Source organism: Escherichia sp. E1V33, from assembly GCF_004211955.1.
Taxonomy (GTDB): domain Bacteria; phylum Pseudomonadota; class Gammaproteobacteria; order Enterobacterales; family Enterobacteriaceae; genus Escherichia.
In genome coordinates this window covers 152,786-175,399 of record NZ_RHJI01000021.1, presented here as the reverse complement: position 1 = coordinate 175,399, position 22,614 = coordinate 152,786, and the positions used below count along the sequence as shown (strand labels likewise).

19 protein-coding genes and 1 pseudogene are annotated in these 22,614 nt (G+C 52.7%); 15 read left to right on the top strand and 5 right to left on the bottom strand.

The features are described from left to right. Positions 1-80 precede the first annotated feature (80 nt). On the top strand, positions 81-1,220 hold the full coding sequence (locus D9742_RS19325; RefSeq protein WP_130237929.1) for a 3-phenylpropionate MFS transporter: 1,140 nt from the start codon (positions 81-83) through the stop codon (positions 1,218-1,220). Here the strand turns inward: D9742_RS19325 and csiE are convergent. The 3 genes from csiE to suhB form a co-directional block, all read right to left on the bottom strand. Next, entirely contained in the window at positions 1,212-2,492 is a 1,281-nt protein-coding gene (gene csiE, locus D9742_RS19320; RefSeq protein ID WP_130237928.1) for a stationary phase inducible protein CsiE, read from the bottom strand. The two genes, D9742_RS19325 and csiE, sit on opposite strands and share 9 nt — an antisense overlap. 190 nt (positions 2,493-2,682) lie before the next feature. Further along, the gene (locus tag D9742_RS19315) at positions 2,683-3,537 is read right to left on the bottom strand and encodes an alpha/beta hydrolase (RefSeq protein ID WP_130237927.1); all 855 of its coding nucleotides are present in this window, start codon (positions 3,535-3,537) and stop codon (positions 2,683-2,685) included. Positions 3,538-3,681: 144 nt separating this feature from the next. Beyond that, positions 3,682-4,485, bottom strand: coding sequence for an inositol-1-monophosphatase (gene suhB / locus D9742_RS19310; RefSeq protein WP_130237926.1), 804 nt, complete (start codon positions 4,483-4,485; stop codon positions 3,682-3,684). Positions 4,486-4,603: 118 nt separating this feature from the next. Here suhB and trmJ point away from each other — a divergent pair, with 118 nt between their 5' ends. The 12 genes and pseudogenes from trmJ to sseB all read left to right on the top strand — a co-directional run bounded on the left by trmJ (position 4,604) and on the right by sseB (position 13,653). Beyond that, positions 4,604-5,344 carry a tRNA (cytosine(32)/uridine(32)-2'-O)-methyltransferase TrmJ gene (gene trmJ / locus D9742_RS19305; RefSeq protein ID WP_130237925.1) on the top strand — a complete coding sequence of 247 codons (741 nt, stop codon included), beginning with the start codon at positions 4,604-4,606 and terminating at the stop codon, positions 5,342-5,344. Between the two features lie 449 nt (positions 5,345-5,793). Beyond that, complete coding sequence (iscR, locus tag D9742_RS19300; RefSeq protein ID WP_001241354.1) at positions 5,794-6,282, top strand: Fe-S cluster assembly transcriptional regulator IscR; 489 nt, start codon at positions 5,794-5,796, stop codon at positions 6,280-6,282. A 115-nt stretch (positions 6,283-6,397) separates the two neighbouring features. Next, positions 6,398-7,612, top strand: coding sequence for a cysteine desulfurase (gene iscS / locus D9742_RS19295; protein ID WP_001295373.1), 1,215 nt, complete (start codon positions 6,398-6,400; stop codon positions 7,610-7,612). Between the two features lie 27 nt (positions 7,613-7,639). After that, complete coding sequence (gene iscU, locus D9742_RS19290; protein ID WP_000331707.1) at positions 7,640-8,026, top strand: Fe-S cluster assembly scaffold IscU; 387 nt, start codon at positions 7,640-7,642, stop codon at positions 8,024-8,026. A 16-nt stretch (positions 8,027-8,042) separates the two neighbouring features. Next, positions 8,043-8,366 (top strand): iron-sulfur cluster assembly protein IscA, encoded by a 324-nt coding sequence (gene iscA, locus D9742_RS19285; protein ID WP_000028953.1) that lies wholly within the window; start codon positions 8,043-8,045, stop codon positions 8,364-8,366. A gap of 95 nt (positions 8,367-8,461) precedes the next feature. Further along, complete coding sequence (hscB, locus tag D9742_RS19280) at positions 8,462-8,977, top strand: co-chaperone HscB (protein ID WP_000384413.1); 516 nt, start codon at positions 8,462-8,464, stop codon at positions 8,975-8,977. Positions 8,978-8,993: 16 nt separating this feature from the next. Further along, positions 8,994-10,844, top strand: coding sequence for a Fe-S protein assembly chaperone HscA (hscA, locus tag D9742_RS19275; protein WP_130237924.1), 1,851 nt, complete (start codon positions 8,994-8,996; stop codon positions 10,842-10,844). Position 10,845: 1 nt separating this feature from the next. After that, positions 10,846-11,181 carry an ISC system 2Fe-2S type ferredoxin gene (gene fdx, locus D9742_RS19270; protein WP_001124469.1) on the top strand — a complete coding sequence of 112 codons (336 nt, stop codon included), beginning with the start codon at positions 10,846-10,848 and terminating at the stop codon, positions 11,179-11,181. 11 nt (positions 11,182-11,192) lie between these two features. Then, positions 11,193-11,393 carry a Fe-S cluster assembly protein IscX gene (iscX, locus tag D9742_RS19265; RefSeq protein ID WP_000523616.1) on the top strand — a complete coding sequence of 67 codons (201 nt, stop codon included), beginning with the start codon at positions 11,193-11,195 and terminating at the stop codon, positions 11,391-11,393. A 57-nt stretch (positions 11,394-11,450) separates the two neighbouring features. Then, complete coding sequence (pepB, locus tag D9742_RS19260) at positions 11,451-12,734, top strand: aminopeptidase PepB (RefSeq protein WP_130237923.1); 1,284 nt, start codon at positions 11,451-11,453, stop codon at positions 12,732-12,734. Between the two features lie 8 nt (positions 12,735-12,742). Continuing rightward, a pseudogene (locus D9742_RS23730) lies at positions 12,743-12,841 on the top strand (hypothetical protein); the annotation flags it as partial. Between the two features lie 35 nt (positions 12,842-12,876). After that, the gene (gene sseB, locus D9742_RS19255) at positions 12,877-13,653 is read left to right on the top strand and encodes an enhanced serine sensitivity protein SseB (protein WP_001337650.1); all 777 of its coding nucleotides are present in this window, start codon (positions 12,877-12,879) and stop codon (positions 13,651-13,653) included. 31 nt (positions 13,654-13,684) lie between these two features. On the opposite strand, the gene timP is transcribed toward sseB, so the two are convergent. After that, a complete protein-coding gene (gene timP, locus D9742_RS23725) occupies positions 13,685-13,810 on the bottom strand; it encodes a small toxic inner membrane protein TimP (RefSeq protein WP_276319726.1) in 126 nt (41 codons plus the stop codon). 341 nt (positions 13,811-14,151) lie between these two features. Further along, positions 14,152-14,997, bottom strand: coding sequence for a 3-mercaptopyruvate sulfurtransferase (gene sseA / locus D9742_RS19250; protein ID WP_130237922.1), 846 nt, complete (start codon positions 14,995-14,997; stop codon positions 14,152-14,154). 206 nt (positions 14,998-15,203) lie between these two features. Here sseA and yfhM point away from each other — a divergent pair, with 206 nt between their 5' ends. Beyond that, positions 15,204-20,162, top strand: a complete 4,959-nt coding sequence (gene yfhM, locus D9742_RS19245) for an alpha2-macroglobulin (protein WP_130237921.1) — start codon at positions 15,204-15,206, stop codon at positions 20,160-20,162. Next, positions 20,163-22,475, top strand: coding sequence for a peptidoglycan glycosyltransferase PbpC (gene pbpC / locus D9742_RS19240; RefSeq protein ID WP_130237920.1), 2,313 nt, complete (start codon positions 20,163-20,165; stop codon positions 22,473-22,475). Positions 22,476-22,614: the final 139 nt, after the last annotated feature.

Below are 22,614 nucleotides of genomic sequence, written 5' to 3'. Positions count from 1 at the left end.
CGGACTCGAATATTCTTATTTTTCAACTTGCACCAACATTCGATTAACTCCAGACTAACGCCTCCTGACGGGAGGGACTCATGGTTTTGCAATCCACGCGCTGGTTGGCGCTCGGTTATTTCACATACTTTTTTAGCTACGGTATTTTTCTACCTTTCTGGAGCGTCTGGCTTAAGGGGATTGGCTTAACGCCAGAAACCATCGGCCTGTTGTTGGGGGCCGGGCTGGTTGCCCGTTTTCTCGGGAGTTTGCTCATCGCGCCTCGCGTCAGCGATCCTTCTCGCCTGATTTCCGCCTTGCGCGTGCTGGCACTGCTGACACTTCTCTTTGCTGTCGCCTTCTGGGCGGGGGCGCACGTAGCGTGGCTGATGCTGGTGATGATTGGCTTTAACCTCTTTTTCTCACCGCTGGTACCGTTGACCGATGCACTGGCGAATACGTGGCAAAAGCAGTTCCCGCTTGATTATGGCAAAGTGCGACTTTGGGGCTCGGTGGCGTTTGTCATTGGCTCGGCGCTAACGGGAAAACTGGTCAGCGTATTCGATTATCGGGTTATTCTGGCCTTGCTGACGCTAGGCGTAGCATCTATGCTGCTCGGTTTTCTTATTCGCCCGACCATTCAACCACAAGGAGCAAGCCGCCAGCAGGAGAGCACCGGTTGGCCAGCGTGGTTGGCGCTGGTTCGCCAGAACTGGCGTTTTCTCGCCTGCGTGTGTTTGTTGCAGGGGGCGCATGCGGCTTATTATGGTTTTAGCGCCATTTACTGGCAGGCGGCAGGCTATTCGGCCTCGGCGGTGGGCTATTTGTGGTCGCTGGGCGTGGTGGCGGAAGTCATTATCTTTGCGCTGAGTAATAAGCTTTTCCGCCGTTGTAGCGCCCGTGATATGTTGCTGATCTCGGCGGTATGCGGGGTTGTGCGTTGGGGCATTATGGGGGCAACCACTGAGCTGCCGTGGTTGATTATGGTGCAAATTCTGCATTGCGGCACCTTCACCGTGTGCCACCTGGCGGCCATGCGCTACATTGCTGCTCGTCAGGGGAGCGAGGTGATCCGCTTACAGGCAGTTTATTCTGCCGTCGCGATGGGCGGCAGTATCGCCATCATGACCGTCTTCGCCGGTTTCCTGTATCAATATCTGGGGCATGGCGTGTTCTGGGTGATGGCATTGGTGGCGTTTCCGGCAATGTTTTTGCGCCCGAAAGTCGTTCCCTCATGCTGATTCAAGTATTTTGCGGATCTGTTCCTGTTGATGTGCCGTCAGGGTCAGATCCGTATAAATCAGCGGTGGTGAAAAAAGCGGTAGCGGCATGGTATAAGGCGCAATAATAAGTGCGGCGTTGCGCGGCGCACCAATCTGCAAAAATGTCTTCACAGACATATGTTTAATATTGAGTGGCAGTATTGTTATCTCACGCAATTGCAGCTCAATATTCGCTTCTCGTTCGCTGTCATTGCCCGTCAGCAAAATAATCTGCTTTTCGTGAATTTCATTTGCCTGCATCAGCCATGCACCGAAAATCACTGCCACCAGACAACTTTCTTCATCGGAAAGACTGACATTGTACTCATTTTCAAACCCGACCAGCGCTTCGCGGGTGGTGTGCACGAGCCGTGGATAAAGTCGACGGAACTCTTCCGGTAAAGTGTTATCAATGCCGATAGAAAACAAACAGCGGTTTAACGCCAGGGCGAGGTGAGTATAAAGCTGATAGCATAACCCCTGTTCATCATAGAACCGGACGTTACTTAACTGACGAAAATGCTGTACCAGACGGTTAATTGACAGACGCAACTGCTTGCCATGCTGGTGGGTGTCTCGCAGTGGATCGGGAACCCGCAACATGGAAAAAAGTAATGCCATAAATAGCGGCTCACCTGGGGGGACAGGTTGACGCGCCCGCCGTTGCCAGTGACGGCCAATTTCCTGTGCGACCTGAAACTCAATGCAAGATTCCAACCAGCGACGTTGCAGCGGGTTAAACAGGGGCGAGATTCCGGTATGGTGTTGCAATAAGCAATATTGCAGATACAAACACAGGAAATGAATATCACGCGCGTCAAAGCGTTTTTGCAGCCTTCGCGAGCAGAGATTAACTAACGCCAGTAGATTGGTGTCGTCATAAAAATTACGAGCAATCCCCTGACGCTTTAGCTCCCCCTTTAACGCGGGCGTAAAATGGTTGCTGATAAATGACGGACAAAGGCGAAAAGCGCGGCGTAGCCAGTGAAATAAACATAAGCGTTGATTAAGTATTGTACCTTCAATCCGGTAGCTCCCGTCATATCCAGTTGTAATCGTGAGTTGATGATAGCGCTGGATCTCCCGTCCTGTTTCGCTGATATCGCGACTCACCATTTCATCATCCACACCATTAAGCTCGCTGAAAGTTGCCGTGGTGGCGCTCAACCCCGGCTGAAACAGCGTCAACAATACCTGGCAACGGCGCTGGGGAGCTGAAAGTACAGATGGTGGGGCAAGTGTAGGTATCATCTGTAGATCTCCCATAAGCATAATTTATAAGAATAGCTAAAGTTTGCTTAGGGATACGGTGAATGGAATGCTATTAGTCAGAAATGATGACAAACATCACAGAATTTTTATCGATATAAACACTTCCTGGCAGTTTAATACCATCCATTAAGGTGATTTCTTGCTGTTTTATCTGGTTTCGACCATAAGGTTAATTCTGTGGAGTCAATGCGCTAAGGATAAAATCTACCATCTGCTCGCGATAAACGTCTCCGTGACGATCGGAAAAGGCATCAATATGTTCGCCATCGGGGATCAAAATCAGGCGTTTTGGCTCTTTCGCCAGGGCAAATAATTTCTCGCTATGCTGCCATGGAATAACATGATCAGCTTTGCCGTGAATCAGTAAAAGTGGAATGGGGCTGACGCTGGCGATGTAGTTTTCACTGCTGTAACTCTCATCAAGTAAGTAGCCACTGCCGGGGATCATCTGGTTGGCGATGGTCGAATAAGAGGCAAATGTGGAGTCGAGGATCACCGCGCGTATGCCCTCGCGATCTCCCAGTCCAATAACGTCGAGAATATTTGCACCGCCAATACTCTGCCCGAACAACACCAACCGCTTTGGATTTACATCACTGCGATGGCGCACCACATTGATGGCACTTTGTGTATCGTCCAGTAATCCGGCTTGTGATGGCGTGCCTTTAGATTTACCAAAACCGCGATAATCGAACATAAAAACATTGAAATTGCGTTCTGGTAACCAACTGACCAGCGGCCAGTGGGCGGACATATTCCCGGCATTGCCATGAGCATGAATTACGGTCGCAATAGCGTTTTCGGCGGGACCAGTGGAAGAGGGGATAAACCAGCCTTGCAGCCGTGTGCCGTCTTTAGCAGTAAATTCAACAGATTCCGCAGACCAGGGATCAGGACCGTAAATTTTGTCGTCGGGATAATAAAAGAAGTTGATGGCGATACGCGGCACTAAATAAACGCAGAAAGCAGCAATAAAAAGAATAAACAGAATTTTGAGAACGCGTTTGTTCGCTGGCAGAACCATGACCTTTCCTTACTGCTTTTTTGTAATCCATTAATCGGGAAAAGATGGTGGGAGAGTGGCAAAGGAAAGTAAAGCGGTGAGAAAGTATTTCGGAATAGCGCCTGAAAGGCGAGGGCGGGTGAGGAAAGTCACCCGCCAGAGAACTTAACGCTTCAGTGCGTCGCTTAACTCGTCACGCATGTTCGCCAGCATGGCTTTCACAACGCGCGGGTTACCTGCAACGATGTTACCGGTCAGCATGTAGTTATGGCCACCGATGAAGTCGCTGACGATGCCGCCTGCTTCACGAACCAGCAGCTCGCCTGCCGCGAAGTCCCACGGACGCAGACCGATTTCAAAGAAACCGTCAACACGGCCCGCAGCAACGTAAGCCAGATCCAGCGCCGCAGAACCGGTACGACGGAAGTCAGCGCATTCGTTGAACAATTTGCCGACGATGTTGATGTAGGTAGTGGCGTACTGTTTTGCTTTGAACGGGAAGCCGGTAGCCAGAATAGTACCGTCGAGATCGCGAGCGGTGCTGCCGCGCAGACGATAGCCATTCAGCTGTGCGCCCTGACCGCGAGTGGCGGTGAACAGTTCGTTACGCATAGGATCGTAAACCACAGCAACTTCAGTGCGGCCTTTGATACGAACGGCGATAGATACCGCGAAGTGCGGCAGACGTTTGATAAAGTTGGTAGTGCCATCCAGTGGATCGATAACCCATTGAACATCCTGATCGGCACCTTCAAGTTCACCGCTTTCTTCGGTGATGATGGTGTGCTGTGGGTAAGATTTACGAATCGTGTCGATAATCACCGCTTCGGCAGCTTTATCTACGTTGGTCACGAAATCGTTACTGCCTTTCTGGCTCGCTTCTACAGCGTCCGGGGTTTCATAGTTTTTGGCAATTAAATTACCCGCCTTGCGCGCTGCGCGCACGGCGATGTTCAGCATCGGATGCATCGGTCTCTCTCACTGGATGTTAAAGAACGGGAAAACGGCGCAGAGTATAGCAGCGAGATCGGCATCTGTCTTCGTTTTATGATAAGATGCGTGAATAATCTTTAGATGAAGAAAGACAATGCTGCAAAATATTCGAATTGTGCTGGTGGAGACGTCACACACCGGCAATATGGGTTCTGTTGCCCGTGCCATGAAAACAATGGGATTAACCAATCTGTGGCTGGTTAATCCACTGGTGAAACCTGACTCCCAGGCGATTGCCCTGGCAGCAGGGGCCAGCGATGTGATTGGTAATGCTCACATCGTCGATACGCTCGACGAAGCGTTAGCCGGTTGTAGCCTGGTGGTTGGCACCAGTGCACGCTCGCGCACGCTGCCGTGGCCGATGCTCGACCCGCGCGAATGCGGTCTGAAAAGCGTCGCTGAAGCGGCAAATACTCCGGTGGCGCTGGTCTTTGGTCGCGAGCGCGTTGGCTTGACCAATGAAGAGTTGCAGAAGTGCCATTATCATGTCGCGATTGCGGCTAACCCGGAATACAGTTCGCTGAACCTGGCGATGGCGGTTCAGGTTATTGCCTATGAAGTGCGTATGGCCTGGCTTGCGACCCAGGAAAACGGCAAGCAGGTTGAACATGAAGAGACTCCGTATCCGCTGGTCGATGATCTGGAGCGTTTTTATGGTCATCTTGAACAAACGTTGCTGGCAACCGGTTTTATCCGTGAAAACCATCCGGGGCAGGTGATGAATAAATTGCGCCGTCTGTTTACCCGTGCGCGCCCGGAAAGCCAGGAATTGAATATCCTGCGCGGGATTCTGGCTTCTATAGAGCAGCAGAATAAAGGTAATAAGGCCGAATAACAGTGGTTGCCTGATGCGACGCTTAACGCGTCTTATCAGGCCTACAGTGCACAGAGCCCCAGGTCGGATAAGGCGTTCACGCCGCATCCGACAGCGTTTGCCTGATGCGACGCTAACGCGTCTTATCAGGCCTACAGTGTACAGAGCCCCAGGTCGGATAAGGCGTTCACGCCGCATCCGACAGCGTTTGCCTGATGCGACGCTAACGCGTCTTATCAGGCCTACAGTGCACAGAGCCCCAGGTCGGATAAGGCGTTTACGCCGCATCCGACAACAGGTACAAACGCCACGATAAAAAAATGGCACTGAAGGTTAAATACCCGACTAAATCAGTCAAGTAAATAGTTGACCAATTTACTCGGGAATGTCAGACTTGACCCTGCTATGCAATACCCCCACTTTTACAATAAAAAACCCCGGGCAGGGGCGAGTTTGAGGTGAAGTAAGACATGAGACTGACATCTAAAGGGCGCTATGCCGTGACCGCAATGCTTGACGTTGCGCTCAACTCCGAAGCAGGCCCGGTACCGTTGGCTGATATTTCCGAACGTCAGGGAATTTCCCTTTCTTATCTGGAACAACTGTTTTCCCGTCTGCGTAAAAATGGTCTGGTTTCCAGCGTACGTGGACCAGGCGGTGGTTATCTGTTAGGCAAAGATGCCAGCAGCATCGCCGTTGGCGAAGTGATTAGCGCCGTTGACGAATCTGTAGATGCCACCCGTTGTCAGGGTAAAGGCGGCTGCCAGGGCGGCGATAAATGCCTGACCCACGCGCTGTGGCGTGATTTGAGCGACCGTCTCACCGGTTTTCTCAACAACATTACTTTAGGCGAACTGGTTAATAACCAGGAAGTGCTGGATGTGTCTGGTCGTCAGCATACTCACGACGCGCCACGCAGCAATCGTAACGATGCAATTGATGTTAAGTTGCGCGCATAAAAGATAAAAAGTATTCAGAATCAGGCCGGGGCGTATCGCGCTCCGTAAACACGGTCGTACATCCAGCCGGTAGCCTGGTTCCTTGCATTGAGTGATGTACGGAGTTTATAGAGCAATGAAATTACCGATTTATCTCGACTACTCCGCAACCACGCCGGTGGACCCGCGTGTTGCCGAGAAAATGATGCAGTTTATGACGATGGACGGAACCTTTGGTAACCCGGCCTCCCGTTCTCACCGTTTCGGCTGGCAGGCTGAAGAAGCGGTTGATATCGCCCGTAATCAGATTGCTGATCTGGTCGGCGCTGACCCGCGTGAAATCGTCTTTACCTCTGGTGCAACCGAATCTGACAACCTGGCGATCAAAGGTGCAGCCAACTTTTATCAGAAAAAAGGCAAGCACATCATCACCAGCAAAACCGAACACAAAGCGGTACTGGATACCTGCCGTCAGCTGGAGCGCGAAGGTTTTGAAGTCACCTACCTGGCACCGCAGCGTAACGGCATTATCGACCTGAAAGAACTTGAAGCAGCGATGCGTGATGACACCATCCTCGTTTCCATCATGCACGTAAATAACGAAATCGGCGTGGTGCAGGATATCGCGGCTATCGGCGAAATGTGCCGTGCTCGTGGCATTATCTATCACGTTGATGCAACCCAGAGCGTGGGCAAACTGCCTATCGACCTGAGCCAGTTGAAAGTTGACCTGATGTCTTTCTCCGGTCACAAAATCTATGGCCCGAAAGGTATCGGTGCGCTGTATGTGCGTCGTAAGCCGCGCGTACGCATCGAAGCACAAATGCACGGCGGCGGTCACGAGCGCGGTATGCGTTCCGGCACTCTGCCTGTTCACCAGATCGTCGGTATGGGCGAAGCCTATCGCATTGCAAAAGAAGAGATGGCGACCGAGATGGAACGTCTGCGCGGCCTGCGTAACCGTCTGTGGAACGGCATCAAAGATATCGAAGAAGTTTACCTGAACGGTGACCTGGAACACGGTGCGCCGAACATTCTCAACGTCAGCTTCAACTACGTTGAAGGTGAGTCGCTGATTATGGCGCTGAAAGACCTCGCGGTTTCTTCCGGTTCCGCCTGTACGTCAGCAAGCCTCGAACCGTCCTACGTGCTGCGCGCGCTGGGGCTGAACGACGAACTGGCACATAGCTCTATCCGTTTCTCTTTAGGTCGTTTTACTACTGAAGAAGAGATCGACTACACCATCGAGTTAGTTCGTAAATCCATCGGTCGTCTGCGTGACCTTTCTCCGCTGTGGGAAATGTACAAGCAGGGCGTGGATCTGAACAGCATCGAATGGGCTCATCATTAATCGGTATCGGAATCAGGAGAATTTATAATGGCTTACAGCGAAAAAGTTATCGACCATTACGAGAATCCGCGTAACGTGGGTTCCTTTGACAACAACGACGAGAACGTCGGCAGCGGCATGGTGGGTGCACCGGCCTGTGGCGACGTGATGAAGTTGCAGATTAAAGTCAACGATGAAGGTATCATTGAAGACGCGCGTTTTAAAACTTACGGCTGCGGTTCCGCTATCGCTTCCAGCTCCCTGGTCACCGAATGGGTGAAAGGGAAGTCTCTCGACGAAGCGCAGGCGATCAAAAACACCGATATTGCTGAAGAACTTGAACTGCCGCCGGTGAAAATTCACTGTTCTATTCTGGCAGAAGACGCGATCAAAGCCGCCATTGCGGACTATAAAAGCAAACGTGAAGCAAAATAAGAGTTGAGGTTTGGTTATGTCGATTACACTGAGCGACAGTGCAGCAGCGCGAGTAAATACCTTTCTGGCTAACCGTGGCAAAGGGTTTGGCCTGCGTCTGGGCGTGAGAACCTCCGGATGTTCAGGTATGGCTTATGTACTGGAATTTGTTGACGAACCGACGCCGGAAGACATCGTGTTTGAAGACAAAGGCGTGAAAGTCGTGGTCGATGGCAAAAGCCTGCAATTTCTGGACGGTACGCAGCTGGACTTCGTAAAAGAAGGTCTGAACGAAGGGTTTAAATTCACTAACCCGAACGTCAAAGATGAGTGTGGTTGCGGCGAAAGCTTCCACGTTTGATGCGCATACCGATAACCCCACCGTGGTCAGCTGCGCGTGGGGTTTGTTTTACCTGATTCGCCGTTATCGCGGCGGATCGCAGCCCTGAGAATGTTATGGATTACTTCACCCTCTTTGGCTTGCCTGCCCGTTATCAACTCGATACCCAGGCGCTGAGCCTGCGTTTTCAGGATCTACAACGTCAGTATCATCCTGATAAATTCGCCAGCGGAAGCCAGGCGGAACAACTCGCCGCCGTACAGCAATCTGCAACCATTAACCAGGCCTGGCAAACGCTGCGTCATCCGTTAATGCGCGCGGAATATTTGCTTTCTTTGCACGGTTTTGATCTCGCCAGCGAGCAGCACACTGTGCGCGACACCGCGTTCCTGATGGAACAATTGGAGCTGCGTGAAGAACTGGACGAGATCGAACAGGCGAAAGATGAAGCGCGGCTGGAAAGCTTTATCAAACGCGTGAAAAAGATGTTTGATACCCGCCATCAGTTGATGGTTGAACAGTTAGACAACGAGACGTGGGACGCGGCGGCGGATACCGTGCGTAAGCTGCGTTTTCTCGATAAACTGCGAAGCAGTGCCGAACAACTCGAAGAAAAACTGCTCGATTTTTAATTTCTGGAAGCTAAACATGGCCTTATTACAAATTAGTGAACCTGGTTTGAGTGCTGCGCCGCATCAGCGTCGTCTGGCGGCCGGTATTGACCTGGGCACAACCAACTCGCTGGTGGCGACAGTGCGCAGCGGTCAGGCCGAAACGTTAGCCGACCATGAAGGCCGTCACCTGCTGCCATCTGTTGTTCACTATCAACAGCAAGGGCATTCGGTGGGTTATGACGCGCGTACTAATGCAGCGCTCGATACCGCCAACACAATTAGTTCTGTTAAACGCCTGATGGGACGCTCGCTGGCTGATATCCAGCAACGCTATCCGCATCTGCCTTATCAATTCCAGGCCAGCGAAAACGGCCTGCCGATGATTGAAACGGCGGCGGGGCTGCTGAACCCGGTGCGCGTTTCTGCGGACATCCTCAAAGCACTGGCGGCGCGGGCAACTGAAGCCCTGGCAGGCGAGCTGGATGGTATAGTTATCACCGTTCCGGCGTACTTTGACGATGCCCAGCGTCAGGGCACCAAAGACGCGGCGCGTCTGGCGGGCCTTCACGTCCTGCGCTTACTTAACGAACCGACCGCTGCGGCTATCGCCTACGGGCTGGATTCCGGTCAGGAAGGCGTGATCGCCGTTTATGACCTCGGTGGCGGGACTTTTGATATTTCCATTCTGCGCTTAAGTCGCGGCGTGTTTGAAGTGCTGGCAACCGGCGGTGATTCCGCGCTCGGCGGCGATGATTTCGACCATCTGCTGGCGGATTACATTCGCGAGCAGGCGGGCATTCCTGACCGTAGCGATAACCGCGTTCAGCGTGAACTGCTGGATGCCGCCATTGCAGCCAAAATCGCGCTGAGCGATGCGGACTCCGTGACCGTTAACGTTGCGGGCTGGCAGGGCGAAATCAGCCGTGAACAATTCAATGAACTGATCGCGCCACTGGTAAAACGAACCTTATTGGCTTGTCGTCGCGCGCTGAAAGACGCGGGTGTAGAAGCTGATGAAGTGCTGGAAGTGGTGATGGTGGGCGGTTCTACTCGCGTGCCGCTGGTGCGTGAACGGGTAGGCGAATTTTTCGGTCGTCCACCGCTGACTTCCATCGACCCGGATAAAGTCGTCGCTATTGGCGCGGCGATTCAGGCGGATATTCTGGTGGGTAACAAGCCGGACAGCGAAATGCTGTTGCTGGATGTGATCCCGCTGTCGCTGGGCCTCGAGACTATGGGCGGCCTGGTGGAGAAAGTGATCCCGCGTAATACCACGATTCCGGTGGCCCGCGCCCAGGATTTCACCACCTTTAAAGATGGTCAGACGGCGATGTCTATCCATGTAATGCAGGGTGAGCGCGAACTGGTGCAGGACTGCCGCTCGCTGGCGCGTTTTGCGCTGCGTGGTATTCCGGCGCTACCGGCTGGCGGTGCGCATATTCGCGTGACGTTCCAGGTCGATGCTGACGGTCTTTTGAGCGTGACGGCGATGGAGAAATCCACCGGCGTTGAGGCGTCTATTCAGGTCAAACCGTCCTACGGTCTGACCGACAGCGAAATCGCTTCGATGATCAAAGACTCAATGAGCTATGCCGAGCAGGACGTAAAAGCCCGAATGCTGGCAGAACAAAAAGTAGAAGCGGCGCGTGTGCTGGAAAGTCTGCACGGCGCGCTGGCTGCTGATGCCGCGCTGTTAAGCGCCGCAGAGCGTCAGGTTATTGATGCTGCTGCCGCTCACCTGAGTGAAGTGGCGCAGGGCGATGATGTTGACGCCATCGAACAAGCGATTAAAAACGTAGACAAACAAACCCAGGATTTCGCCGCTCGCCGCATGGACCAGTCGGTTCGTCGTGCGCTGAAAGGCCATTCCGTGGACGAGGTTTAATATGCCAAAGATTGTTATTTTGCCTCATCAGGATCTCTGCCCTGATGGCGCTGTTCTGGAAGCTAATAGCGGTGAAACCATTCTCGACGCAGCTCTGCGTAACGGTATCGAGATTGAACACGCCTGTGAAAAATCCTGTGCTTGCACCACCTGCCACTGCATCGTTCGTGAAGGTTTTGACTCACTGCCGGAAAGCTCAGAGCAGGAAGACGACATGCTGGACAAAGCCTGGGGACTGGAGCCGGAAAGCCGTTTAAGCTGCCAGGCGCGCGTCACCGACGAAGATTTAGTGGTCGAAATCCCGCGTTACACTATCAACCATGCGCGTGAGCATTAACAGAGGTTAGTATGGGACTTAAGTGGACCGATAGCCGCGAAATTGGCGAAGCACTGTACGATGCGTATCCCGATCTTGATCCGAAAACGGTTCGATTCACCGATATGCATCAGTGGATTTGCGATCTGGAAGATTTCGACGACGACCCGCAGGCATCCAACGAGAAAATCCTCGAAGCGATTTTGTTGGTCTGGCTGGACGAAGCCGAATGAATAAACGGGCTGCCTGGGGTAGCCCGTTTTGCTGTTAAACGAATAAGGATAACTAAAATGACAGAAGCGATGAAAATTACCCTTTCTACCCAACCTGCCGACGCGCGCTGGGGAGAAAAAGCAACTTACAGCATTAATAATGATGGCATTACCCTGCATTTGAACGGGGCAGACGATCTGGGGCTGATCCAGCGTGCGGCGCGCAAGATTGACGGTCTGGGTATCAAGCATGTTCAGTTAAGCGGTGAAGGTTGGGATGCGGATCGCTGCTGGGCATTCTGGCAAGGTTACAAAGCCCCGAAAGGTACGCGTAAAGTGGAGTGGCCGGATCTGGACGATGCCCAGCGCCAGGAACTGGATAACCGTCTGATGATCATCGACTGGGTGCGTGACACCATCAACGCACCGGCGGAAGAGCTGGGACCATCGCAACTGGCACAGCGTGCAGTTGATCTGATCAGCAACGTCGCAGACGATCGTGTGACTTATCGGATCACCAAAGGCGAAGATCTGCGTGATCAAGGCTATATGGGGCTGCACACTGTCGGGCGCGGTTCAGAACGTTCCCCGGTATTGCTGGCGCTGGATTACAACCCGACTGGCGATAAAGAAGCGCCGGTGTATGCGTGCCTGGTAGGTAAAGGTATCACCTTTGATTCTGGCGGCTACAGCATCAAACAGACCGCATTTATGGACTCGATGAAGTCGGACATGGGCGGCGCGGCAACGGTTACCGGAGCGTTGGCGTTTGCCATTACGCGCGGTCTGAACAAGCGCGTGAAGCTGTTCCTCTGCTGTGCCGATAACCTGATCAGCGGCAACGCGTTCAAGCTGGGCGATATCATTACCTATCGCAACGGTAAAAAAGTTGAAGTGATGAACACTGATGCCGAAGGGCGTCTGGTGCTGGCAGATGGCCTGATTGACGCCAGTGCGCAGAAACCGGAACTGATTATTGATGCCGCGACCCTCACCGGGGCGGCGAAAACCGCGCTGGGTAATGATTATCACGCGTTGTTCAGTTTTGACGATGCGCTGGCCGGTCGCTTACTGGCGAGTGCCGCGCAGGAGAACGAACCGTTCTGGCGTTTGCCGCTGGCGGAATTCCACCGCAGCCAGTTGCCGTCTAACTTTGCCGAACTGAACAATACAGGCAGTGCTGCTTATCCGGCTGGTGCAAGTACGGCGGCGGGCTTCCTGTCTCACTTTGTTGAGAACTATCAGCAAGGTTGGCTGCATATCGACTGCTCGGCGACTTACCGTAAAGCGCCGGTTGAACAGTGGTCTGCGGGTGCTACGGGACTTGGTGTGCGCACGATTGCTAATCTGTTAACGGCGTAAACTAATATGCCGGATGCGGCGTAAACGCCTTATCCGGCCTACAAAGTATTGCAAACTCAACAAATTGCGAATCCCTTGTAGGCCTGATAAGCGTAGCGCATCAGGCACTTCCGCCCCGAACGTTGAATGAATTGTGGTTCTTATGTCCGAAACAAAAAACGAACTTGAAGACCTGCTGGAAAAAGCAGCAACCGAACCGGCTCACCGCCCGGCATTTTTCCGCACTCTACTGGAATCCACCGTCTGGGTGCCAGGTACGGCGGCGCAGGGCGAGGCTGTGGTTGAAGATAGCGCGCTTGATTTACAGCACTGGGAAAAAGAAGACGGCACCAGCGTTATTCCTTTTTTCACCTCGTTAGAAGCACTTCAACAGGCGGTTGAAGGCGAACAGGCATTTGTCGTAATGCCCGTTCGCACATTGTTTGAGATGACCCTTGGCGAAACACTCTTCCTTAATGCCAAACTGCCAACCGGTAAAGAATTTATGCCGCGTGAAATCAGTTTGCTGATCGGTGAAGAAGGGAATCCGTTGAGCAGCCAGGAAGTACTGGAAGGCGGCGAATCGCTGATATTATCGGAAGTCGCAGAGCCACCAGCACAAATGATTGATTCACTCACCACCTTATTTAAAACCATTAAGCCGGTGAAGCGTGCTTTTATTTGTTCAATTAAAGAGAACGAAGAGGCGCAACCTAATTTGCTTATTGGCATTGAAGCCGATGGCGATATCGAAGAAATTATTCAGGCGGCGGGAAGTGTAGCGACCGATACATTACCTGGCGATGAACCAATCGATATTTGTCAGGTGAAAAAAGGGGAAAAAGGAATTAGCCACTTTATTACCGAACATATTGCGCCATTCTATGAACGTCGCTGGGGTGGCTTTTTGCGTGACTTTAAACAGAATCGGATAATCTAAAATATGCCGCCCCAAAGGGCGGCATTCGGGCTTACTTGCTGATCTGAAGGTTGTTAACCACCAGTAAATTGTTGCCGGAGAGACTCCGGTTATTATTTACTTCGGAAAACAGCGTACCAGAAACAATAAGTACGATACAAAAGCACCGTATCTTCATTGTGCGGTCCATGCGAAGACCGCATTACGACAGCACCACTGGCGATATTGCCGCGATAGCAAGCCCTGTGGGGTGTCTGCATTTACGGTCATGGGACATCCTCTCCTAAAGCCAGCGCCCGTTTGCGAGACGGCGAAAAGGGCCGTCAAGAATAATACTCTCATGTTTGAATAATTACTCTATTTATTATCTTGACATAGCCAGGCATAAAAGAGAGTATTTTCACACTGTGGGGTGCCTGCGTTGCTCATGCAACACAAGTCAACCTGCTGGAAAGGCCGCGAACCAGACCAGCAATAAAAAACCGCCAAATCGGCGGTTTTTTATTGCCTGTATAAAGCTTATTTCACTGGCTCAACCGGCAAATCTGCTCGCGCGCCCCATTCACTCCACGCACCGTCGTATAGTTTCACGTTTGGCACATCCAGGGTCGCGAGTGCCAGCAACACCACGGCTGCCGTTACACCAGAACCGCAACTGACGATAATGGGTTTGTCGTAGCTGACGCCGCGACCAAAAAATATTGCATCCAGTTCATCGGTCGTTTTCAGTTCGCCTTCTCGTACCAGTTCCGTCCACGGAACATTCAACGCGCCGGGAATATGTCCGCGACGTAAACCTGGGCGAGGTTCATCAACTTCCGCGTTAAAACGTGCAGCCGGGCGGGCATCAATAATTTGCGCCGTATTTTCATGGCTTGCCAATAACACATCGGTTACTTTCACCACGGCTTCAGGATTAAACACGGCATTAAACTCTCCTTCCGGCAGCTCTACTGCACCTTCTTCTAACAGCAGATCATCACGCTGCCAGCCTGCAAGTCCACCACCCAGAATCGACACTTTCTCTACACCAAAGGTGCGCAGCATCCACCATGCTCGTGGGGCTGAGAAAAGATTACCTTCGTCATAGACAATCAGGTGCTTATCCTGGTTAACGCCTAATTCACGCATCGCCACGGCGAACGTTTCCGGGCGCGGCAGCATGTGCGGAAGCGGGGAAGTGTGATCAGAAAGCGCTTCGATATCCAAAAACACTGCGCCGGGAATATGTCCATTCAGATACTCCTGAGCAACGTTACGATCTTCCTGTCCAGGCGACGCCATGCGGGCATCGATAATCTGAATTTCCGGGTCATCAATATGTTCGGCGAGCCAGTCGGCTCCTACAAACCATGTCGTGGTCATAGGCATCTCCATTTTTGCCGGGGTTAGGCTAAATTGTCGGATGTTTAGTGAAAAGCGACAAGCAAAAGAGGCTGATTTGGCTGTCTGAGCCACAATTCTCACTAAAATTCGGATTGTATGGACGTGATACTGAATTACATAACGTAAATTCTCACGCATAATAATTATTCGACGTTGCTAACGGGCCATTGTGGCAGGGATGAAAAATGAAAAAGTTACGCGTAGCCGCCTGCATGCTAATGCTGGCGCTGGCAGGGTGCGACAACAACGATAACGCGCCAACAGCGGTGAAAAAAGATGCGCCTTCTGAAGTTACTAAAGAGTCATCTTCGACAAATGCGACTTCTGCGAAGCTCTCCGCGCCGGAGCGACAAAAACTGGCGCAACAGAGCGCGGGTAAGGCACTGACATTGCTGGATCTCTCCGAGGTACAGCTCGATGGCGCAGCCACGCTGGTACTGACTTTCTCCGTCCCTCTCGACCCGGCTCAGGACTTCTCGCGTGTTATTCATGTCGTCGATAAAAAGAGCGGCAAAGTGGATGGTGCCTGGGAGTTGTCAGATAATCTCAAAGAACTGCGTTTACGCCACCTCGAACCGAAACGTGAATTGATCGTCACTATTGGCAAGGAAGTTAAGGCACTCAACAACGCAACCTTCAGTAAAGATTACGAAAAAACTATCACCACCCGCGATATCCAGCCCAGCGTCGGTTTTGCCAGCCGTGGTTCGCTGCTGCCTGGAAAAGTTGTGGAAGGACTGCCGGTAATGGCGCTCAACGTTAACAATGTCGATGTTAACTTCTTCCGTGTTAAGCCGGAATCGCTGCCAGCTTTCATTAGCCAGTGGGAATACCGTAACTCGCTGGCGAACTGGCAATCAGACAAACTGTTGGAGATGGCGGACCTGGTCTATACCGGGCGGTTTGATCTCAATCCTGCGCGTAATACCCGCGAAAAATTATTGCTGCCACTAGGCGATATCAAGCCGCTTCAGCAGGCGGGCGTGTATCTGGCTGTAATGAATCAGGCCGGACATTACGATTACAGTAATCCAGCCACGCTATTTACGTTAAGTGATATCGGCGTATCGGCCCACCGTTATCACAATCGTCTGGATATCTTTACTCAAAGCCTGGAAAACGGCGCGGCCCAGCAAGGAATTGAAGTCTCTTTATTAAATGAGAAAGGGCAGACCCTGACTCAGGCGACCACTGATTCACAGGGCCATGTGCAGTTGGAAAATGATAAAAACGCGGCGCTACTGCTGGCACGTAAAGACGGTCAGACAACGCTGCTCGATTTAAAACTACCGGCACTAGACTTAGCGGAATTTAACATTGCTGGCGCGCCAGGCTACAGCAAACAGTTCTTTATGTTTGGCCCGCGCGATCTTTATCGCCCTGGCGAAACGGTAATCCTCAACGGTTTACTGCGTGATGCAGATGGTAAAGCTCTGCCGGATCAACCCATCAAACTGGACGTGATTAAACCCGACGGGCAGGTATTGCGTAGTGTTGTTAGCCAGCCGGAAAATGGCCTTTACCACTTTACCTGGCCGCTGGATAGTACTGCGGCAACCGGAATGTGGCATATCCGAGCCAACACTGGGGATAACCAATATCGGATGTGGGATTTCCACGTCGAAGATTTTATGCCGGAGCGCATGGCGTTGAATCTGACCGGCGAGAAAACGCCATTAACGCCAAAAGATGAAGTGAAATTCTCGGTGGTGGGGTACTACCTGTACGGTGCGCCCGCTAATGGTAATACCTTGCAGGGACAGCTTTTCCTGCGGCCGCTGCGTGAAGCGGTTTCTGCATTGCCTGGTTTCGAATTTGGCGATATTGCTGCCGAAAACCTTTCCCGCACGCTGGATGAAGTTCAGTTGACGCTGGATGATAAAGGGCGCGGCGAAGTTTCTACAGAAAGCCAGTGGAAGGAAACGCATTCCCCATTACAGGTTATTTTCCAGGGTAGTTTGCTGGAATCGGGCGGTCGCCCGGTGACGCGCCGCGCTGAGCAGGCTATCTGGCCTGCCGATGCATTGCCGGGGATCCGTCCGCAGTTCGCCTTGAAATCGGTTTACGATTATCGCACTGACAGCACGGTGAAACAGCCCATTGTTGATGAAGGCAGTAACGCCGCTTTTGACATCGTTTATAGCGATGCGCAAGGCGTGAAAAAAGCCGTGTCGGGCTTGCAGGTGCGCCTGATTCGCGAACGCCGTGATTACTACTGGAACTGGTCAGAAGATGAAGGCTGGAAGTCACAGTTCGATCAAAAAGATCTGATCGAAAATGAGCAAACGCTGGATCTGAAAGCGGACGAAACCGGCAAGGTAAGTTTTCCGGTAGAGTGGGGCGCTTACCGTCTTGAAGTCAAAGCGCCAAATGAAGCGGTCAGTAGCGTGCGTTTTTGGGCCGGATATAGCTGGCAGGATAATAGCGACGGTAGCGGCGCAGTGCGTCCGGACCGCGTCACGCTGAAACTGGATAAGGCCAGTTATCGCCCAGGCGACACCATTAAGTTGCATATTGCCGCGCCAACGGCGGGTAAAGGCTACGCGATGGTGGAGTCCAGTGAAGGGCCACTCTGGTGGCAAGAGATTGATGTCCCGGCACAAGGGCTGGATCTGACGATTCCGGTCGATAAAACCTGGAATCGTCATGACCTTTATTTGAGTACGCTGGTGGTGCGTCCTGGTGATAAATCTCGCTCCGCGACGCCAAAACGCGCGGTTGGTGTGTTGCATTTGCCGCTTGGTGATGAAAACCGTCGCCTCGAGCTGGCGCTGGAAACACCAGCCAAAATGCGTCCCAATCAACCATTAACCGTGAAAATTAAAGCCAGCACTAAAAATGGCGAGAAGCCAAAACAGGTGAATGTGCTGGTGTCTGCCGTTGATAGTGGTGTGCTGAATATTACTGACTACGTTACGCCAGATCCGTGGCAGGCGTTCTTTGGTCAGAAACGCTACGGCGCAGACATTTATGATATTTACGGTCAGGTTATTGAAGGTCAGGGGCGTCTGGCAGCACTGCGCTTTGGTGGCGACGGTGATGAACTGAAACGCGGTGGCAAACCGCCAGTAAATCACGTCAATATTGTCGCGCAACAGGCACTGCCGGTCACGCTCAATGAACAGGGCGAAGGCACGGTTACATTGCCGATTGGCGATTTTAACGGTGAATTGCGCGTCATGGCGCAAGCATGGACGGCAGATGATTTCGGCAGCAACGAAAGCAAAGTGGTTGTTGCGGCACCCGTAATAGCTGAACTAAACATGCCGCGCTTTATGGCTAGCGGCGACACCTCGCGCCTGACGCTGGATATCACCAACCTGACGGATAAACCGCAAAAACTTAACGTTGCTCTGACCGCCAGTGGTTTGCTTGAAATGGTGAGTAATTCCCCTTCACCTGTTGAATTAGCGCCAGGGGTGCGTACCACGCTGTTTATCCCGGTGCGTGCGCTGACGGGGTTTGGCGATGGTGAAATTAAGGCGACTATCAGTGGCCTTAATTTGCCAGGTGAAGCCGTTGCCGATCAGCATAAACAGTGGAAAATCGGCGTCCGTCCGGCATTCCCGGCACAAACGGTTAATTACGGTACGGCGTTGCAGCCTGGTGAGACATGGTCGATTCCGGCGGATGGATTGCAAAACTTCCCACCTGTTACCCTGGAAGGGCAATTGTTGTTGAGCGGCAAACCACCGTTGAACATTGCACGTTATATCAAAGAATTAAAAGCGTATCCTTACGGATGCCTGGAGCAAACCACCAGCGGCCTGTTCCCGTCACTTTATACCAACGCAGCCCAGCTACAGGCGTTGGGCATCAAAGGCGACAGTGATGAGAAACGCCGTGCGGCAGTTGATATCGGCATTTCCCGTTTGCTGCAAATGCAACGTGATAACGGTGGCTTTGCGCTGTGGGATAAAAACGGTGACGAAGAGTACTGGCTGACGGCTTACGTGATGGATTTCATGGTCCGCGCAGGTGAGCAAGGTTACAGCGTGCCGACGGACGCCATTAACCGGGGGAATGAGCGTCTGCTGCGCTATTTACAAGACCCGGGCATGATGTCGATCCCGTATGCGGATAATCTCAAAGCCAGTAAATTCGCCGTTCAGTCTTACGCAGCGCTGGTGCTGGCACGGCAGCAAAAAGCGCCGCTGGGTGCGCTGCGTGAAATCTGGGAGCGTCGTGCAGATGCGGCTTCTGGTTTACCGCTGCTGCAACTTGGCGTTGCGCTGAAAACCATGGGTGATGCGACGCGTGGTGAAGAGGCGATTGCGCTGGCGCTGAAAACGCCGCGTAACGATGAACGGAAATGGCTGGGTGATTACGGTAGCCCACTGCGCGACAACGCGTTAATGCTCTCCTTACTTGAAGAGAACAAGCTACTGCCTGATGCACAGAATGCATTGCTTAACACCCTTTCACAGCAGGCATTTGGCGAACGTTGGCTCTCGACCCAGGAAAGTAACGCGCTGTTCCTGGCCGCCCGTACTCTTCAGGATTTACCGGGTAAATGGCAGGCGCAGACGTCTTTGTCTGCCGAGCCGCTGACAGGCGAGAAAGCGCAAACCAACAATCTGAATAGCGATCAACTTTACACCTTGCAGGTGAGCAACCGTGGTGACCAGCCGTTATGGCTGCGTGTGGATGCCAGCGGTTATCCGCAATCCGCACCGTTACCTGCGAGCAATGTGCTGCAAATCGAGCGTCATATTCTTGGTACTGACGGTAAGAGTAAGTCTCTGGACTCGTTGCGTAGCGGCGATCTGGTGCTGGTCTGGTTGCAGGTAAAAGCCAGTAACAGCGTGCCGGATGCTTTGGTCGTTGATTTACTGCCAGCGGGCCTGGAACTGGAAAACCAGAACCTGGCAAACGGCAGCGCCAGCCTGGAGCAAAGTGGCAGCGAAGTGCAAAACCTACTCAATCAAATGCAACAAGCGAACATTAAGCATATTGAGTTTCGTGACGATCGCTTTGTGGCGGCGGTTGCCGTTGATGAATACCAACCGGTAACGCTGGTGTATTTGGCGCGGGCGGTGACGCCGGGAACGTATCAGGTACCGCAACCGATGGTGGAATCAATGTATGTTCCCCAATGGCGGGCGACTGGCGCGGCTGAAGATTTGCTGATTATCAGACCGTAAATGCCTCGTCTGTTAACCAAACGTGGCTGCTGGATAACGCTGGCAGTCACGCCCTTTATTATCATTCTGGCGGCGTGGGGAGCAGATAAACTTTGGCCTCTGCCGCTACATGAAGTTAACCCCGCACGCGTCGTCGTGGCGCAGGATGGTACGCCGCTCTGGCGCTTTGCCGATGCTGACGGCATCTGGCGTTATCCGGTAACCATCGAAGATGTTTCTCCACGTTACCTTGAAGCGCTGATCAATTATGAAGATCGCTGGTTCTGGAAGCATCCGGGGGTGAATCCATTCTCGGTGGCTCGTGCTGCCTGGCAGGATCTTACTTCTGGTCGGGTTGTCTCCGGCGGCAGTACGCTCACCATGCAGGTAGCACGCCTGCTTGATCCACATTCGAAAACCTTTGGCGGTAAAATTCGCCAACTCTGGCGCGCATTTCAACTGGAATGGCACCTGTCTAAACGTGAAATTCTGACCTTGTATCTTAACCGCGCCCCGTTTGGTGGTACGTTACAGGGGATCGGTGCGGCAAGCTGGGCTTATCTCGGAAAATCGCCTACGAATTTGAGCTATTCCGAGGCGGCAATGCTGGCGGTTTTGCCGCAAGCGCCCAGCCGTCTTCGCCCGGATCGCTGGCCGGAACGTGCCGAAGCCGCGCGTAATAAAGTGCTCGAACGGATGGCTGCGCAAGGTGTGTGGTCCCGTGAGCAGGTAAAAGAGTCAAGGGAAGAACCCATCTGGCTGGCACCCCGACAAATGCCGCAACTGGCACCGCTGTTTTCGCGCATGATGCTCGGTAAAAGTAAAAGCGACAAAATCGTTACTACGCTGGATGCCGGGCTTCAGCGACGTCTGGAAGAACTGGCGCAAAACTGGAAAGGACGATTGCCGCCGCGCAGCTCACTGGCGATGATCGTGGTTGATCATACCGATATGCGTGTTCGCGGCTGGGTGGGATCGGTTGATCTTAATGATGATTCACGCTTTGGCCATGTTGATATGGTCAATGCGATCCGATCGCCGGGATCGGTACTCAAACCGTTTGTTTATGGTCTGGCGCTGGATGAAGGCTTGATCCACCCGGCATCGCTGTTGCAAGATGTTCCCCGGCGCACCGGTGATTATCGACCAGGTAACTTTGATAGCGGATTTCATGGCCCGATCAGCATGAGCGAGGCGCTGGTGCGCTCGTTGAACTTACCTGCTGTGCAGGTGCTGGAAGCCTATGGACCGAAACGGTTTGCGGCAAAGTTACGCAATGTTGGATTGCCGTTGTATCTGCCCAACGGCGCTGCGCCGAATCTTTCGCTCATTCTCGGCGGCGCAGGTGCAAAACTGGAAGATATGGCGGCAGCGTATACCGCGTTTGCTCGCCACGGTAACGTGGGTAAGTTGCGGTTACAACCGGGCGACCCATTACTTGAGCGACCGTTAATGTCACCGGGGGCCGCGTGGATTATCCGCCGTATTATGGCAGATAAAGCGCAGCCGCTTCCGGATGGCGCTTTGCCACGCGTCGTACCACTGGCATGGAAAACAGGAACCAGTTATGGCTATCGCGATGCATGGGCGATAGGGATAAACGCTCGCTATGTGATCGGTATCTGGACCGGCAGGCCGGACGGCACGCCGGTGGTCGGCCAGTTTGGCTTTGCCAGCGCCGTACCGCTGTTGAATCAGGTGAATAATATCTTACTGTCGCGCAGTGCGAATCTGCCGGAAGACCCGCGTCCTGACTCTGTAAGCCGTGGAGTTATCTGCTGGCCGGGCGGACAGTCCTTACCGGAAGGTGACGGTAACTGTCGCCGCCGCCTGGCAACCTGGCTGCTGGACGGGAGCCAGCCGCCAACTCTGTTACTGCCGGAGCAGGAAGGCATTAATGGCATTCGTTTCCCCATCTGGCTGGATGAAAACGGCAAACGTGTTGCCGCTGATTGCCCGCAGGCGCGACAAGAAATGATAAATGTCTGGCCGCTACCGCTGGAACCCTGGTTGCCCGCATCAGAACGCCGCGCTGTGCGCTTACCACAGGCCTCGACAATTTGCCCGCCATACGGTCACGATGCCCAGCTCCCGCTGCAGCTGACAGGCGTTCGCGATGGCGCGATTATTAAACGTTTACCGGGCGCAGCGGAAGCGACTTTGCCGTTGCAATCAAGTGGAGGGGCAGGTGAACGCTGGTGGTTTCTGAACGGCGAACCGTTAACTGAACGTGGGCGCAACGTGACCCTGCATTTGACGGATAAAGGCGATTATCAATTGCTGGTGATGGATGACGTGGGGCAAATCGCGACAGTACATTTTTCATTTCAGTGAAATATACAAAATATTTATTAATCTAATTATGGTATTTATATTTTGAATGCATTAATAATTTAATAATCTCACGTTTTTTTAAAATGAGTAATTATTTGATTGTTATCAGCATTGTTCTCGAATAAATACGTGAATATTT